We start from the raw sequence: 14,184 nt of genomic DNA on the forward strand, positions 1-14,184 counted from the left end.
TAATTCAAAGTTTTATTGATGGCTGGCGAGGCGGAGAATGCCGCCATTGCAGGAGAACGCCATGAACGCCGCCGTCGCCATACCCGCCGCCCCCACCCCTTCCCGCCTTCCCGGCTTGCTGTTGTCCGTGGCGATTGCCCTGGTGGCACTGGGGTTGGGCAAGGTGGCGCCGCTGATCGGCGGCCCGGTGTTCGGCATCGTGCTGGGCATCCTGGTGCGCAATACGACGGCCCCGAGCGGCACCTATACGCCGGGCATCCAATTCGCGGGCAAGCAGGTGCTGCAGTGGTCGATCATCGCGCTGGGCTTCGGGCTGAGCCTGGACCAGGTCGCCAAGACGGGACTGGAATCGCTCTCGGTCACCCTGGTGACCATGACGGTCGCTTTCCTCGCAGCCTGGGGACTGGGCCGCGTGCTCAAGGTGCATGACAAACTGAAGATCCTGATCGGCGTCGGCACGGCCATCTGCGGTGGCTCGGCGATTGCGGCGGTCACGCCCATCATCAAGCCCGACGAACACGACACCGCGTTCGCCATCTCCACCATCTTCCTGTTCAACCTGGTCGCCGTGCTGCTGTTTCCGCTGCTTGGCCACGTGCTTCACCTTTCCGATCTCGGCTTTGGATTGTGGGCAGGCACCGCGATCAACGACACCTCGTCGGTGGTCGCCGCGGGCTACAGCTTCAGCAAGCAGGCCGGCGACTACGCCACCATCGTCAAGCTCACCCGCGCCACGCTGATCATTCCGATCTGCCTGATCCTGGCCTTCGCCACGGCGTGGAAGCAGAAGAAGCAGGGCGCCAGCGATTTCAGCCTCGCCCGCATCTTCCCCTGGTTCATCCTGTGGTTCCTGGTGGCGTCGGGTGTGCGTACGGCGGGCCTGGTACCCGCGGCCATCCAACCCGCGCTGCATCTTGCGGCCGAGTTCCTGATCATCGTGGCACTCACGGCCATCGGGCTCTCGGCCAACCTGCGCAAGATGGCTTCCACCGGTGCGCGTCCGATCCTGCTGGGGCTGGGTGTGTGGGCGGCGGTAGCGGTGAGCAGCCTGTTGGTGCAGATGGTGATCGGACAGTTGTAAGTCGCTCGATCGATTACGCTTGGCGTTCCCTGCCACGCGGATAACGGACGCCACCATGCAGCTCCAGGGCCAGTGCCACTGCGGAAACATCGCCTACACGCTCGACTGGGAACCCGACCCCACGGAAATTCCCGCCCGCGCCTGCGATTGTTCCTTCTGCACGAAGCACGGAGGCGTTTGGACGTCCCATCCCGACGGCGAATTGCGCGTCACTATCCGCAACCTCGAGCAGGTCCATCGCTACGCCTTCGGCACGGGCACGGCGGATTTCCATATCTGCAGGGAATGCGGAGTCGTTCCGTTGGTGACCTGCACCGTGGACGGCCGTATCTATGCCGTGGTCAACGTCAACACGTTCGACAACGTCGATCCCGGCCTGCTTCAGCACCGGCCGGCGAGTTTCAGCGAAGAAAGCGTGGCCTCGAAGCTCGCGCGGCGACAGGCGAACTGGATTGCGAACGTGAGCTTCGTCGAACGCGCGGCCTGATCAGGCCGCCGGTTCCGACGCGATCTGCTTCAACAGCGCCAGCGGGCCGGCGAGATTCGCCGCCATGGCGTCGGGCAATCCGTGGCGGGCAATGATGTATTCCGGCGCGTTGCAGGCAATCCACGTCGCGCCCTGCCCGTCGTCCCACACCAGCGCCTTGAGCGGCAGGTCCAGCCCGGCGCGCGGTTCTTTCTGCATCAACGGCGTGCCGCCCTTGGGGTTGCCGAAGATCAGCATCTGCTCGGCCTGCATGGTGAGACCAGCGCGCGCCGCGTCGCCGCTGAAATCGAGATGCGCGAAGACGGCGATGCCATGCGCTTGCAGCGCATCGCGAATTTTCCCGATGGTCGTCGCCACGTCGAAGGGCGAGCGAAATTGCACGATGCCGTTATCGGAGGGGCTGGACATCGACATGCCTTGTCGCTTGAGAGTGACTGGCGATCATCTTCCCAGCAACGTCAATCCGACGCATGCAAAAAAAACGCACCCCGGTTCACACCGGGGTGCGCGAGACAGCGTTAGGCGATAGATCAGCGCATGCCGCCGCCGGCGTAGAGCTGTTCGCCGGTGAGCCAGTAGGAGTCGCTGGAAGCCAGGAAGGTCACGATGGATGCGATGTCGTCCGGCTGGCCGATGCGACCCAGCGGAGTCTGCGCGACCGCGTGGTGATTGAAGTCCGAACCGATGAAGCCGGCCGCATGCGTGCCTTCGGTCTCGACCATGCCCGGGTTCACCGCATTGACGCGGATGTTGCGCGGGCCCAGCTCGCGCGACAGCACGCCGGTGATGGCGTCCACTGCACCCTTGGTACCGGTGTACACGGCGCTTTCCGGCGGCACGATGCGCGACACCAGCGAGCCGATGTTGATGATGCTGCCGCCGTCCTTCATGTGGCGCGCGGCCGCCTGCGTGGTCAGCAGCAGGCCGAGCACGTTGACGTTGAACTGCTTGTGGAAGTGTTCCTCGGTGATGGCGTCGAGCGCGCCGAACTCATACACGCCCGAGTTGTTCACCAGGATGTCCAGGCGACCGAAATTCGACACCGCGGCATCGGCCAGGCCCTTGGCGTCAGCTGCCTTGGAAACGTCGCCGCCCACGGCGACGGCCTTGCCGCCGGCCTTGGTGATCTCGGCCACCACGGCGTCCGCGCCAGCCTTGCTGGAGGCGTAATTGACCACCACGGAGGCACCTTCGGCCGCCAGCGACTTGGCGATGGCGGCACCAATGCCCTTGGATGCGCCGGTAACAACAGCCACTTTACCTTTGAGCTTGCTCATGACGAGACCTGTTCAGGTTGGGGAGGAAAAAGCGGTAGGAGTTCTTACTCCAATAGTTCGTAACATACGAACTTAAGAACTAGTTTTCAAGTGCTGCTAAAATGGACATATGAGGCCCCTGACCCACCCCTCCATCGACGACGTCACCGTGGAAGGCATCCTGCATGCCCTCTCCGATCCTGTGCGCGCCACCATCTATTGGCAACTGTCCTGTGCGGACAGCGCCAACAGCTGTTCCGTCTTCCTCAAGCTGGAAAACCGCTGCATCCCCAAATCCACCCTGTCGCAGCATTTTCGTGCGCTGCGTGAGGCTGGCCTGATCCGCAGCGAGCGCCGCGGCGTGGAAATGCTCAACACCACGCGTTGTGCCGAGATCGAAGAGCGTTTCCCCGGCCTGCTTCCCGCCATCAAGAATGCGCAGAGCATCCAGTGCGCTGCACGCAGGCAAGATGCCGAGTTGAATTCCGCCATCAAGGTGGGCGCAGAAGGCTGACGCCTGGCGAGTTGTCGTCGCGACAACACAGCAAGCGCACGATGTGGCGCTCGCTGGAATGACATCGCAAGAATCCACGGCGCGCACGCACGATGCAGCCCGCCGTGTTCGAGGTTCACCGCAGAGGCATCAGGCCTTGCCCTGCTCCACCAGCGTCAACGCCACCTTGTCGCGCAGATACACCGGCAACGCATGTTCCGGCGCCGCCGCATGGCCCGCCGCAAACTCGCGCGCAGCCAGCTCGGCCACATGACGTGCCTGCGGATAACGCGTGCCATCGGCCGACAGCAGTTCGCCGGTGAGATGCCCACGCAGCACATCCGCATACGTCGTCCAGCCCGTACCGACCACATGCCATGCCGATGACGGCGAGAGCGTGAGCGCATCAGGCAGGCACACGCGTTCGTCATCGAGCGCGATCAGCCCGCCGTTGTCGTCGCGGCGATAACTCGCGGCGTAGATCTCGCCCATGCGGGCGTCGATCACGGCGAGGATGGTGGCCTCGTCTTCCGGTGCTTCCAACGCCAGCGCGGCAAGCGAGGACACCGTCACCACCGGCACATCGAGCGCCAGCGCCATGCCTTGCGCCAGCGAAATGCCGAGACGCACGCCGGTGAATGCGCCAGGGCCACGACCCACGGCGATCACATCGAGCGCATGACGTCCCAGGCCGGCTTCGGCCAACAAGGCGTCGGCCATGGGCAAGACCAGCTCGGCGTGGCGACGCGGCGCGACTTCGCTGCGTGCGATCACTTCGTCGCCGTGGACGAGGGCAACGGAGCAGGCTTCCGTGGAGGTTTCGATGGCTAGCAGATTCATGGCTGCTCCATGATAGCCGGGCCGGCCGTCGCAGGCATGCTCGCATACCAGTCGATGCGACGCGTGAGATACATGAGCAGGGCGACGGTGAGCACCAGCACGATGGCACCGATCAGCAACGCATACGCCTCGGCCGCCAGCACCACGTAGAGCATGGCGTAGACCAACGCCAGCGAGCCGCCGAGCAACAGCCCTGCACGCCGAGCCCCGAGCACCGCCATCGCATAACCGCCAACGATGGCCACCACCGAGCCTGCCGCCACGCTGTAGGCGAGTCCAAAGCCGAGTTGTTCGGACAAGGCCAGCAGCAACACGTAGAACGACGTGAGCGCCGCACCCACCAGCAGGTATTGCACGGGATGCACGCGCAGCCGCTTGAGCACCTCGAACAGGAAGAACGCCACGAAGGTCATCGTGATGAACAGCAGTCCGTACTTTCCCGCGCGTACATTGCGCTGATACACGTCCACCGGCTGAAACAGCGCCACGCCGAATGCCGCGTCGTGTACTGCAGCATCGATGCGCGCATCGCTCGCATGCCATGACTGGCCGAACTTTCGGTTGAGATCCAGCATATGCCAGCGTGCCGAAAAACCCTGGGCATTCACCGTGCGCTCCAGCGGCAAGGCCGCCCCGATGAAACTCGGATCGGGCCATGGCGCATGCATCGTCACGTCCGTGGTGCGCGCCAGTGGCAGTAACTGCAGCGATTGCGTGCCCGCCAAGTGCAGCTTCGCGGAAAACTCGATCGGCTGTCCGTTCAACGCGTCCAGATCCAGCGGCACGACGACCGTGGACGACGTACCACCGAACGTCGCCGCCGATGAGGCAAAGCGTTTCGGCTTGCCATTGACGAGCAACTCCGTCACTTCCTGAAGACCGCGCAGATCGCCCAGCACCAAACGCAATTCCGCCTTGCCACCCTGCCAGGCGGCGGTATCCAACTGTCGTTGCAGCGCGACGTCGTCTGCCGCGAATCGGCCATGCAGCTCCACCGTCGAAGCGAACACGGGCGCCTCGTAGATGCCGTAACGACGCTTGTCCACCGCCATGCCGATGCTCATCTCGACGGTATCGGGAAGCACCAGCGTCGTATCGGCCACATCGCGCAGCTCACCGCCGGCCATAGCCATCTGCTCGTGCGTCGGCACCGCGAGCACCAGGCCGCCGAGCACCTGCTCGCCGCCCCAACCCTGTGCGATCTGATCGATGGCCGCCTGCCGCATCCCTTGCCGTTCTTCCACCAGCGACTGCACTTTCCACAACGGCAACAACATCAGCAGCGCCAGCAGTCCCACGCCAATCACCTTGGCGGTCCAGCCCTTCATCCAGTGTCCCATGGCCCAATCCCTTGTCTCGGAGCGTGCAGGAAAACAGGCGCATGGGCGAACTGGCGGGCACGTCGCGGCCGATCCGCCAGCGACTTGTGGCAGAACCGTGACTCAACCCGCTACCCGCGAGGCCGTCGCTTCCGTGCGATGTGGCCGTGGGAACGCACGCCTGAGGTCAGGCCGGCGGCTGCCAGAGTTCGATGCGCGTGCCTTCCGGATCCATGATCCAGCTGAAGCGGCCGAACTCGCTTTCTTCGATGCGACCGTCGACGTCCACGCCATCCGCCTTCAACTGCGCGAGCAATCCGTCCAGATCGTCCACGCGGAGATTGAGCATGTAGGGCTGCGTGCTGGGCGCGAAATAGGTGGTGTCGGCGGCGAACGGCGTCCACACGAGGTAGCCCGGTCGCGAGGCATCGTCATCGAATCGCGCCCCGCCCCAGTCCTCCAACGGGAAGCCGAGATGCCGCGCGTACCACTCACCCAGTGCGCCAGGATCGCGCGCCTTGAAGAAGATGCCGCCAAAACCGGTGACCTTGGCCATGTCCGAGCCCTCGTTGGAGTGACAGCGCGTATCGTTGTGCCTTCAGCGAGCAGAATCCAGTGCCGCCGGTGAACTCAGGCGGGCGCGGATACTTCGTCGTCGAAGAACGCTTTCACCTGCGCCAGCTCCTTGGTGCGCGGCATGGCGGGAAGGCTGTTGAGGAACAGGCGTCCATAACCCTTGCTGGTAAGGCGCGGATCGCACAGCACCAGCACGCCGCGATCGTGCACGTCGCGGATCAGCCGCCCCGCACCCTGCTTGAGCGCAATGACGGCGCTGGGCACCTGCCAACCCATGAAGGGATTGATGCCGGCCTGCTCCAACGCTTCGAGCCGCGCCTGCAGTACCGGATCATCCGGCGAGGCGAACGGCAGCTTGTCGATCACCACCACGCTCAGCGCTTCGCCCGCCACGTCCACGCCTTCCCAGAAACTGGCGGCGCCCAGCAACACGCCGTGACCGCTCTGGCGGAAATCCTCGAGCAACTGGTGACGCGGTGCCGTGCCTTGCACGAACAGCGGCCATGGCACGCGCTCCTGCAACAGCTCCGCCGCGCGGCGCAATGCGCGGTGCGAGGTGAACAGCAGGAAGGCACGTCCGTGTGAGGCGTGCAGCACGGGCAGCACGGCTTCGATCACGCGGTCGGTGTAGTCGCGCGCGGATGGATCGGGCAAGCCGGCCGGCAAGTAACACAGGGCCTGCTTCGCATAATCGAAGGGACTTTCGACATGCAGCGTCTGCGGATCGTCCAGGCCCAGCTGGCGCGCAAAGTGATCGAAGCTGGACGACACCGACAGCGTGGCCGACGTGTAGATCCACGCCGCCTGCGTCTGCTCGCGCATGGCACGCAATGGCGCGGCGAGATCCAGCGGCGTCGCGTGCAGCGCAAAGCCGCGCGGGAACAGTTCGTACCAGCGCACGTCGCGTTCGCTGTCGCGCTCGGCGATGCGGTCGAGACGCTCGCTCAACAAGGCGGCGCGTTCGTGCGCATTGGCAAACCCGCGCGAGCGCTCTGCCTGCGAAGCGAGCACATCCGTCAGCGCCGCCAGTACTTCGCGCAATTCGTGCAAGGCGCCGTCGGTCTCGCCCTTGGTTTCCAGTTGATGGAAGGGCCCGCGTTCCGGCAACGCATCCATCGCCAGCCGCAGCTTGCGCGCGGCATCCTGCACGGCTTCCGCCGGCTCCAGCACCAGTCCGATCGCGCCGGTGACGCCATTGCATTCGCTCAGGCTGTCCTGCGCCAGATCGGAAAGCTGGCGCGCGCTGATGCTTTGCGAGAAGAACTGGCCGGCGAGTTCGGGAATCTGATGTGCTTCGTCCAGGATGAAGGCGTTCGCGCCCGGCAGGATTTCGCCAAAACCTTCCTGCTTGAGCGCCAGGTCAGCGAACAGCAGGTGATGGTTGACCACCACCAGGTCGGCTTCCTGCGCTTCGCGTCGCGCCTTGATCACATGGCAGTCGTCGTAGAACGGACACTCCACGCCCAGGCAGTTTTCCGGCGTGGAGGTGACGCGCGGCCACAGCGGCGATTCTTCCGGCACTTCGGCCAGTTCCATGCGGTCGCCGCGTCGCGTGCGCGCCGACCAGGCGCGAATGGCCGCCAGTTGCGAGGCCTGCGTGCGGTCGAAGGTGGCGCCTTCGCGCACGGTCTGGTCGAGTCGATACAAGCACAGGTAGTTGGAGCGCCCCTTCAGCAGCGCCGTCTTGAGGCGTGCATCCAGCACGGAGCGCACGCGCGGCAGATCGCGGAAGTACAGCTGATCCTGCAGCGCCTTGGTGCCGGTGGACACAATCACGCGCTCACCCGAGAGCAAGGCGGGCACCAGATACGCGAAGGTCTTGCCGGTACCGGTGCCGGCCTCGGCAATCAAGGTCTCGCGCTCGGCGATGGCGTGCTGCACCGCGCGCGCCATCGCCTGCTGGGCGGCGCGCGGGGCGAAATTGGGGAGCTCGCGGGCGAATGGGCCTTCCGTGCCCAGCAGCGCGGCAACGTCCTCGTGATCGATCATCCGCCAAGTATCGCCGACCGGAGACGCATCCGCGAATGTCCTAGACTGTCGCCTTCCCCACCGTGGAGCGCTGTCATGTCCTCACGGATCACCGGCATCGGCCAGGTCGCTGTCACCGTCAGCGATGTCGATGCGGCGCTGTCGTTCTATCGCGACATCCTCGAACTGCCCTTCCTGTTCCGGCCGGCCACGAACCTGGCATTTCTCGATGCCTGCGGCGTGCGGATCATGCTCTCCACGCCGCAGGGCCACGGCAGCGTGGGCGGCAATTCCATCCTGTACTTCAAGGTGGGAGACATCGAGCACACGTTCCGCGCGCTGCTCGATCACGGCGCCGTGGGGGAACGCGAACCGCAGGCGACGGCCGAGCTGTCCGACCACACGCTGTGGCTGGCTTTCCTGCGTGACCCGGATGGAAACCTGGTGGGGCTGATGGAAGAGCGAAAGCGCTAGCCTTCGCTCTTCACGCGAGCAGCTCAGTAGCGCTGCATGCCTTCCACGTGGCACTGACCGACGCTCTTGCTGGCGTTGGCGGCACCGGCGTCGTCGCCCGCGTGGCGGCGCAGCTCGGCGATGGTCTGCCAGTTGCGCGCGCACAACGGCCCGAGCTTCGGACCCAGATCCCACGAGCGATGCGCGAGCTGCTCGGCGTTGGCGTAATCCTTCAGGCGGATGGCCACTTCCGCGCGGTCCTGCAGCAGGTCCGGCGAATTGGGGCTGATCTTCAGCGCCTGGTCGAGCTTGGTGGCCGCATCGCTGTACTTGCCCACGCGCAGGTCGCCTTCGGCCGCATCCTGCAACGCTGCCACGCCCGGATCGCGCAACGGGTTCACGTCGATGGCGGATTTTTCCTTGTCGCCGGCCGCATGGATGGAGGCCAGCATCTGGTCGTCGGATACGGTCGGGCGCGTGGCCTGCGAGGGAGCCGACGGTTGGCTGCACGCCGCAAGCAACAACACGGCCAGCGAGGCGGGCGCAGCGGAAAGACGAAGGGCACGACGAAACATGATCAATCCCGGCTGGGGGCGGAGGAAGCTGGCGCAGGGGACGCGTCACCGCCGCTGAAGAAATTGCCGACGTGCTGCCAGAAACAGCCCTCGGCATCCTGTGACAGTGTACCGGCGACCACCGGCACCTGACGCGCTCCTTCGCAGCCCTCTTCCGACCGCTTGCCGTCGGCAGTGTTGATCCACGCCATCTCCAGGCCCTGGCCCGGCGCCGCCGGCAGCGGACGCGTGGGCAACTTCTTGAACAGCTCCTGCCAGGCGCGCAGGCTGCCGGTGGCGCCGTACATGCCGCTGGGCTTGTTGTCGTCGCGGCCCATCCAGAACACGGCGAGATGGTCGCCGGTGAAGCCGGCAAACCAGCTGTCGCGCATGTCGTTGCTGGTGCCGGTCTTGCCGGCCGCATTGAGGTAGGCCAGGCCCGAGCTGCCGATGGACGCGGCCGTGCCCGAGCGCGTCACCTGCTGCATGGCCCAGGTCACCAGGCGCACGGCCGGCTGGTATTCGCCGGCACCGGTCTTCACTTCGTAGCGCTTGATGGTCTGGCCGCGCGCATCCACCACGCCACGCACCGCCAGCGGCGGCAGCGCGTGGCCATCGGCGGCGATGTATTGATAGAGCTGCGTGGCCTGCAGCGGCGACATGTCGACGGCGCCGATCAGCAACGAAGGACTCGGGTTGACGTTCGTCAGGCCGAACGATTCCAGGAAGGCCTTGATGCGCGACACGCCAATGTTCATGCCCAGGTTGATCGTGGCGAGGTTCCACGAATGCACCAACGCATCGACCATCGGCACCGAACCGTGTACGTCGCCTTCGTCGTTCTTTGGCGTCCAGAAGCTGCCGTCGGGCTGGCGCAGGCTGATCGGCGAATCTTCCACCGGGCTGGCCAGGTTCCAGCGTTCCGGATTGGTGAGCGCCACCAGATAGACCAGCGGCTTCACCAGCGAACCGATCTGACGCTTCGCATCGAGCGCGCGATTGAAACCCTGGTCGCCGGGCACCTTGCTGCCGACGATGGCCAGCACGGCGCCGGTCTGCGCTTCGGTCACCACGGCGGCGGCCTGCGCCGCTTCGCCACGCTTGCCGAGCCCGCCGAGCGTGGTGGTGATGGCCTGTTCGGCATACACCTGGGCGGCCGGGTCCAGCGTGGTGAAGATGCTCAGGTTGCCCTGGGAAAGCGTGTCGTCGTCGAAGTCCGAGGTGATCTGCAGACGCACCAGGTCCATGAACGCCGGGAAGCGGTTGTGCGGCAGCTGGCCATTGCTCACGATGCCCAGCGGCGTCGCCTTGAAACCGTTGGCCTGCTCCGCCGTGATGAGGCCGGTCTCGGCGAACTGGTCGATCACCAGGTTGCGGCGCGACAGCGCGCGATCCGGATAGCGGCGCGGGTCGTAGTAACTCGGCCCCTTCACCATGCCGATCAGCAGCGCCATCTCCTGCGGCTTGAGGTCTTCCACGCGGCGTCCGAAGTAGAACTCCGACGCCGCGGCAAAACCGTGCACCGCCTGTCCGCCCTGCTGGCCGAGGAACACTTCGTTGACGTACGCCTCGAGGATGCGGCTCTTGTCGTAATGCGCTTCGATGAGGATGGACATCAGCGCTTCGTTCAACTTGCGCGACACATGCTGCTCGCGATCGAGGAACAGGTTGCGCACCAGCTGCTGCGTGAGCGTGGAACCGCCCTGCACAGTGTGCCCCGCGCGCAAGTTGGCGAAAGACGCGCGCAGGATGGCCGTGAGGTCGATGCCGAAGTGATGCTTGAAGTCGCGGTCTTCCACCGCCTGCAGGCCGGAGAGCAGCAGCGGCGGCACATCGGTGAGGCGCACGATGCGGCGCTCTTCCTGCTGCGAGCCGTACACCGTGGCGATGCGCGCCGGGTCGAGGTGCGTCGTCTCGATGGGCTTGCCGTTGGCCAGATCCTTCACGCTGGCCACCTGCCCCTTGCCCAGCGCGACACGGATGCGCTTGGGCACTTCGCCACCATCCGGCCCGGCGTAGCCGCGCGAGGCGATGGTGTAGGTGCTGCCGTCCTTGGCCCAGGTGCCGGCCACATCGGCATGGCCATCGTTGCTATAGCCGGCAAAGGTCAGCTCGAGCTCGAGCGTCGAGGGCGTCATCGGCGTGCCCGCCGACAGCGGCAGCGGCCGCGCGTACACGCGGGTGGGCACGGCGAATACCAGATCGTTGAAGCGGTCCTGCACACGCTTGTTGAGGATCAGCGTGTACGGCAGCACGAAGCCGAACAGCAGTCCCATGCAGACCCAGAACGGAATGCGGACCCAGGGCCAGACGGCACTGAAGATCGAGCGGAGACGGGTCATGAAGTCCAAGTAGGGGGAATCCTGAACAGGAAGGCTCCGGGATCATAGGGCCTGCTTCCCGGCGGGCATCTGAACGCGTCCGGCGATTTGTGGCGGGGATAGGGCGTCGCCAGGGCATCCAGCGGATGCACCCTCACGCGATCAAGGGACCAGCCGATCGCGACGGCACCCTGCCCGCCCTCGCGTTCAAAGGGGTTCCTGAGGGACCCAGCAAGCCGCGTCGGGCTGGAACGGACGCGGCGAAATGCCCAGCAGGCGCTGCAATTCGCTGTTGTCGGCAATCAGGTTGGCTTCCAGCCGGGTAAGCGGCCCCCGCAGGCGCGGCACCGCGTGGCGCCCGGCACGCAGCAGCGCCGCGGGAATCGGCACCGGCACCGTGGGCGTAGTAAGGCTGCGGCGGACGCGGGAAAACATCTCACCTGCCGTGAGCCGTTCGCCACCACCCAGCGGAAGGATGCGCCCCGCCGCTTCCGGATGATCGAGCGCCGCCACCACGGCCGCCGCGATGTCGTCCGCATGCACCGGCTGGCGCAGCCCGCTCCCGGCCGGTAGCGGAAACACATGCAGGCGGCTGGCGCGACGCGCGATGGGCGAGAGGCTCTTGTCGATGCCGGCACCGTAGATGAGCGTCGGCCTGAAGATGGTCCAGGCCATGCCGCGGCTATCGCAGGCAGAGGCCACGGCCGCTTCGCCATCACGCAGCGTCTGCGAGAGCTCGCGCTCGGCGGGTACGTCCGAAGCCTGCTTGGACTCCGCGCTCATCGAGCTGGTGGCAATGACACGCGTGGACGAGGCCAACCCTGCCGAGGCCAGCCAGCGCGCGAATGCATTGAGCGGACCAAAATTGATCACCGCCGTGGGCTGTCCCAGGTCGGGAACCTGATCGTGCAGGTCGCCTTGCAACCAGCGCACGCCGGCCTGCTCCAGCCGCGGCTTGCGACTCAGCGCGATGATGGGTTCGCCACGCGCGCGCAGCCGCGGCAGCAGGAAATGGCCAATCTGGCTGCTGGCACCGAACACGACGACCGTCATGTCACCCGCCAGATTGCAGACGCGCCATCAACGTCGCGAGGCGCGGGTTGCCGGGTGCGAGCTTGCGGGCACTGTCCAGCGCCTGCGCCGCGTTGGCGCGATCGCCGTTCTGCAGATCCTGTTCGGCCTGGTCCATCCATGCGCCCGCGAGGCGCGAGCGCAGCTCGCCCTGGTTGGCGTTGCCGGGCGAGAGATCGGCCACGTCGGCCAGGCGATTGCCCGCCGCCGAGAGATTGCCGCTGGCCAGCGCCTGGTTGAACTGGCTGATGGCGAGCGTGGGCAGCGTTTCCAAACCATGGCGCGCGGCTTCGTTATTGCCGTCCATCGCCAGCGCCTGACGGTAGAGGTCGTACGCGCTTTCGCCGGGCGGCAGCATCAGGTTGCCCTGCCGTGCAGCGGCATCGGCGCGCTGCACGGTGCGCGCCAGCTCCGCGCTCTGTTGCGGCGTGAGCGGCGGATGCTGCAGGTTGTCGCTGTTGTCTGCGGCGGCATCGCTGGCGATGTCGTTGACCACCTGCGCTGCGTTGGTCTTGCGTGCGCCACCGAGGCGGGCACGCGCCGCGGCAAGGTCGGCCGAGTGCGGTGCAATGGCGGCCGCCTGATCCAGCAACTGGCGTGCATGGGCGTTGTCCGCATTGTCGAGCGCGGCGTTGGCCTGCACGATCAGCGCCTGCGCGACCTGACCCATGCCGGCCTTGGCGTCGCCGTTGTCGGGATCGATCGCCAGCGCCGCCTTGAAATGCGCCAGCGCGGTATCGTCGCCCGGGCCCACGATGCGGCCATCACGCAGCGCATCCTGGCCCTGCTTGATCGCATCGGTGAGAGCGGTGTTGTCGTGCTGGTCCACCTGCACCAGGGCGGCGCGCAGCGCCGGCAGCTCCGCGTAATTGGGCAACAGCACGGCAAGGCGATCGACCAGCGCCGAGGCCGTCGCGCGGTCGCCGGCGTCCAGTGCCTTGTGCACCTGGCCGGCCAACGCGTCGCCCACTTGCTCCAGGCCATGCTTGGCGACAGCGTTGTTGGGATCGGCCGCCAGCACGCGGCGATAGAGTTCGCCTGCGCCATCGTCGCCCTGCAACTTGCCCGCGTCGAAGGCCTGTTGGGCCTGCTCGACCAGATGATCGGTGGGCACCTTGCCATTGCGTGCAGCGGCCAAGGCCTGGCTCAGGCGATCGACGTCGCTGCCGCCACCGAGCAGTTCGCGCGCCGCGGTGAGCGCCTGGTCGGCCTCGTCCAGCTTGCCGGCCTGCAAGGCGGCATCGGCGCGGGCGATCTCGGCCTGCCCCACGTTGCGCAGGCCGTCGCGGGCGCGATCGTTGTCGGGCTGCAATGCGCGCGCCGCTTCGAACAATTCGCGTGCGCTGGAACCATCGTTGCCATCGAGATGCCCCTGTTGCAGCGCCGTTTCCGCGCGACCCAGGATGCCGTCGAGTTCGGTGTTCGGCACCAGGCCGCGCAGCCGGTCCTGCCCGATCCACAGCGAGGTGCCGACGCCGATGGCGATCAGCACCGCCAGCGGCACCAGCCACCCACGGCGCTTGGGCCGATGTACCGACGGACGCGCGGAGCCGCCGCGACGGAGGTCAGGATCCAGCGTGAACGTGGGCAGCCCGTCGTCGCTCCGGGACTTGGGCGCGGGCCCGTCCAGGTTGTCGAGATTGCCGAGGGTGGGCTCGGTGCGGCCCGACGACCCGTGGTCGTGCTGGTCTTTGCGTCCGTTCATGGGTTCACGAGGGTGGGGTCAACGTTGGCAGCTTAACATCGCGCCGTATCAGCTCCCTGC

The 14,184-nt window shown here is 66.1% G+C and carries 14 protein-coding genes; 4 read left to right on the plus strand and 10 right to left on the minus strand.

Translation table 11 applies throughout. From position 1 onward, the window contains the following. Window positions 1–61 precede the first annotated feature (61 nt). Both ABIC75_RS07590 and ABIC75_RS07595 read left to right on the plus strand, forming a co-directional pair. Window positions 62–1,081: a YeiH family protein gene (locus ABIC75_RS07590; RefSeq protein ID WP_354013243.1), complete on the plus strand. Its 1,020-nt coding sequence runs from the start codon at window positions 62–64 to the stop codon at window positions 1,079–1,081. Between the two features lie 55 nt (window positions 1,082–1,136). After that, window positions 1,137–1,568, plus strand: coding sequence for a GFA family protein (locus tag ABIC75_RS07595; protein WP_354013244.1), 432 nt, complete (start codon window positions 1,137–1,139; stop codon window positions 1,566–1,568). Here ABIC75_RS07595 and ABIC75_RS07600 read toward each other — a convergent pair whose 3' ends face one another. Together ABIC75_RS07600 and ABIC75_RS07605 are read right to left on the minus strand one after the other, a co-directional pair. After that, complete coding sequence (locus tag ABIC75_RS07600; protein WP_354013245.1) at window positions 1,569–1,976, minus strand: DUF302 domain-containing protein; 408 nt, start codon at window positions 1,974–1,976, stop codon at window positions 1,569–1,571. A gap of 122 nt (window positions 1,977–2,098) precedes the next feature. Beyond that, window positions 2,099–2,845, minus strand: coding sequence for a glucose 1-dehydrogenase (locus tag ABIC75_RS07605; RefSeq protein ID WP_354013246.1), 747 nt, complete (start codon window positions 2,843–2,845; stop codon window positions 2,099–2,101). A 109-nt stretch (window positions 2,846–2,954) separates the two neighbouring features. Between ABIC75_RS07605 and ABIC75_RS07610 the strand changes: the two genes are divergently transcribed. Continuing rightward, window positions 2,955–3,338, plus strand: a complete 384-nt coding sequence (locus ABIC75_RS07610) for an ArsR/SmtB family transcription factor (protein WP_354013247.1) — start codon at window positions 2,955–2,957, stop codon at window positions 3,336–3,338. A 129-nt stretch (window positions 3,339–3,467) separates the two neighbouring features. On the opposite strand, the gene tsaB is transcribed toward ABIC75_RS07610, so the two are convergent. The 4 genes from tsaB to ABIC75_RS07630 form a co-directional block, all read right to left on the minus strand. Beyond that, window positions 3,468–4,157, minus strand: a complete 690-nt coding sequence (tsaB, locus tag ABIC75_RS07615; protein ID WP_354013248.1) for a tRNA (adenosine(37)-N6)-threonylcarbamoyltransferase complex dimerization subunit type 1 TsaB — start codon at window positions 4,155–4,157, stop codon at window positions 3,468–3,470. Beyond that, entirely contained in the window at window positions 4,154–5,497 is a 1,344-nt protein-coding gene (creD, locus tag ABIC75_RS07620) for a cell envelope integrity protein CreD (protein WP_354013249.1), read from the minus strand. Before creD ends, tsaB begins: the two co-directional genes overlap by 4 nt. 166 nt (window positions 5,498–5,663) lie before the next feature. Further along, the gene (locus tag ABIC75_RS07625; RefSeq protein WP_354013250.1) at window positions 5,664–6,032 is read right to left on the minus strand and encodes a VOC family protein; all 369 of its coding nucleotides are present in this window, start codon (window positions 6,030–6,032) and stop codon (window positions 5,664–5,666) included. Window positions 6,033–6,106: 74 nt separating this feature from the next. Then, on the minus strand, window positions 6,107–8,041 hold the full coding sequence (locus ABIC75_RS07630) for an ATP-dependent DNA helicase (protein WP_354013251.1): 1,935 nt from the start codon (window positions 8,039–8,041) through the stop codon (window positions 6,107–6,109). 75 nt (window positions 8,042–8,116) lie between these two features. Between ABIC75_RS07630 and ABIC75_RS07635 the strand changes: the two genes are divergently transcribed. After that, on the plus strand, window positions 8,117–8,494 hold the full coding sequence (locus ABIC75_RS07635) for a VOC family protein (protein ID WP_354013252.1): 378 nt from the start codon (window positions 8,117–8,119) through the stop codon (window positions 8,492–8,494). Between the two features lie 23 nt (window positions 8,495–8,517). Here ABIC75_RS07635 and ABIC75_RS07640 read toward each other — a convergent pair whose 3' ends face one another. The 4 genes from ABIC75_RS07640 to ABIC75_RS07655 all read right to left on the minus strand — a co-directional run bounded on the left by ABIC75_RS07640 (window position 8,518) and on the right by ABIC75_RS07655 (window position 14,124). Beyond that, window positions 8,518–9,048: a tetratricopeptide repeat protein gene (locus ABIC75_RS07640; RefSeq protein WP_436407891.1), complete on the minus strand. Its 531-nt coding sequence runs from the start codon at window positions 9,046–9,048 to the stop codon at window positions 8,518–8,520. 2 nt (window positions 9,049–9,050) lie between these two features. After that, a complete protein-coding gene (gene mrcB, locus ABIC75_RS07645) occupies window positions 9,051–11,378 on the minus strand; it encodes a penicillin-binding protein 1B (protein WP_436407892.1) in 2,328 nt (775 codons plus the stop codon). 177 nt (window positions 11,379–11,555) lie between these two features. Next, window positions 11,556–12,401 (minus strand): SDR family oxidoreductase, encoded by an 846-nt coding sequence (locus ABIC75_RS07650; RefSeq protein WP_354013255.1) that lies wholly within the window; start codon window positions 12,399–12,401, stop codon window positions 11,556–11,558. A 1-nt stretch (window position 12,402) separates the two neighbouring features. Beyond that, the gene (locus ABIC75_RS07655) at window positions 12,403–14,124 is read right to left on the minus strand and encodes a hypothetical protein (protein WP_354013256.1); all 1,722 of its coding nucleotides are present in this window, start codon (window positions 14,122–14,124) and stop codon (window positions 12,403–12,405) included. Window positions 14,125–14,184: the final 60 nt, after the last annotated feature.

It is taken from the genome of Dyella japonica (genome assembly GCF_040545895.1).
Lineage (GTDB): Bacteria > Pseudomonadota > Gammaproteobacteria > Xanthomonadales > Rhodanobacteraceae > Dyella > Dyella japonica_D.

Bases quoted from the DNA above. Each gene is read 5' to 3' on its own strand.
- ABIC75_RS07625 (WP_354013250.1), bottom strand. From the start codon at position 6,032: ATGGCCAAGGTCACCGGTTTTGGCGGCATCTTCTTCAAGGCGCGCGAT.
- ABIC75_RS07650 (WP_354013255.1), bottom strand. From the start codon at position 12,401: ATGACGGTCGTCGTGTTCGGTGCCAGCAGCCAGATTGGCCATTTCCTG.
- ABIC75_RS07640 (WP_436407891.1), bottom strand. From the start codon at position 9,048: ATGTTTCGTCGTGCCCTTCGTCTTTCCGCTGCGCCCGCCTCGCTGGCC.
- creD (WP_354013249.1), bottom strand. From the start codon at position 5,497: ATGGGACACTGGATGAAGGGCTGGACCGCCAAGGTGATTGGCGTGGGA.
- ABIC75_RS07630 (WP_354013251.1), bottom strand. From the start codon at position 8,041: ATGATCGATCACGAGGACGTTGCCGCGCTGCTGGGCACGGAAGGCCCA.
- ABIC75_RS07600 (WP_354013245.1), bottom strand. From the start codon at position 1,976: ATGTCCAGCCCCTCCGATAACGGCATCGTGCAATTTCGCTCGCCCTTC.
- ABIC75_RS07655 (WP_354013256.1), bottom strand. From the start codon at position 14,124: ATGAACGGACGCAAAGACCAGCACGACCACGGGTCGTCGGGCCGCACC.
- ABIC75_RS07635 (WP_354013252.1), top strand. From the start codon at position 8,117: ATGTCCTCACGGATCACCGGCATCGGCCAGGTCGCTGTCACCGTCAGC.
- ABIC75_RS07605 (WP_354013246.1), bottom strand. From the start codon at position 2,845: ATGAGCAAGCTCAAAGGTAAAGTGGCTGTTGTTACCGGCGCATCCAAG.
- ABIC75_RS07590 (WP_354013243.1), top strand. From the start codon at position 62: ATGAACGCCGCCGTCGCCATACCCGCCGCCCCCACCCCTTCCCGCCTT.
- ABIC75_RS07595 (WP_354013244.1), top strand. From the start codon at position 1,137: ATGCAGCTCCAGGGCCAGTGCCACTGCGGAAACATCGCCTACACGCTC.
- ABIC75_RS07610 (WP_354013247.1), top strand. From the start codon at position 2,955: ATGAGGCCCCTGACCCACCCCTCCATCGACGACGTCACCGTGGAAGGC.
- tsaB (WP_354013248.1), bottom strand. From the start codon at position 4,157: ATGAATCTGCTAGCCATCGAAACCTCCACGGAAGCCTGCTCCGTTGCC.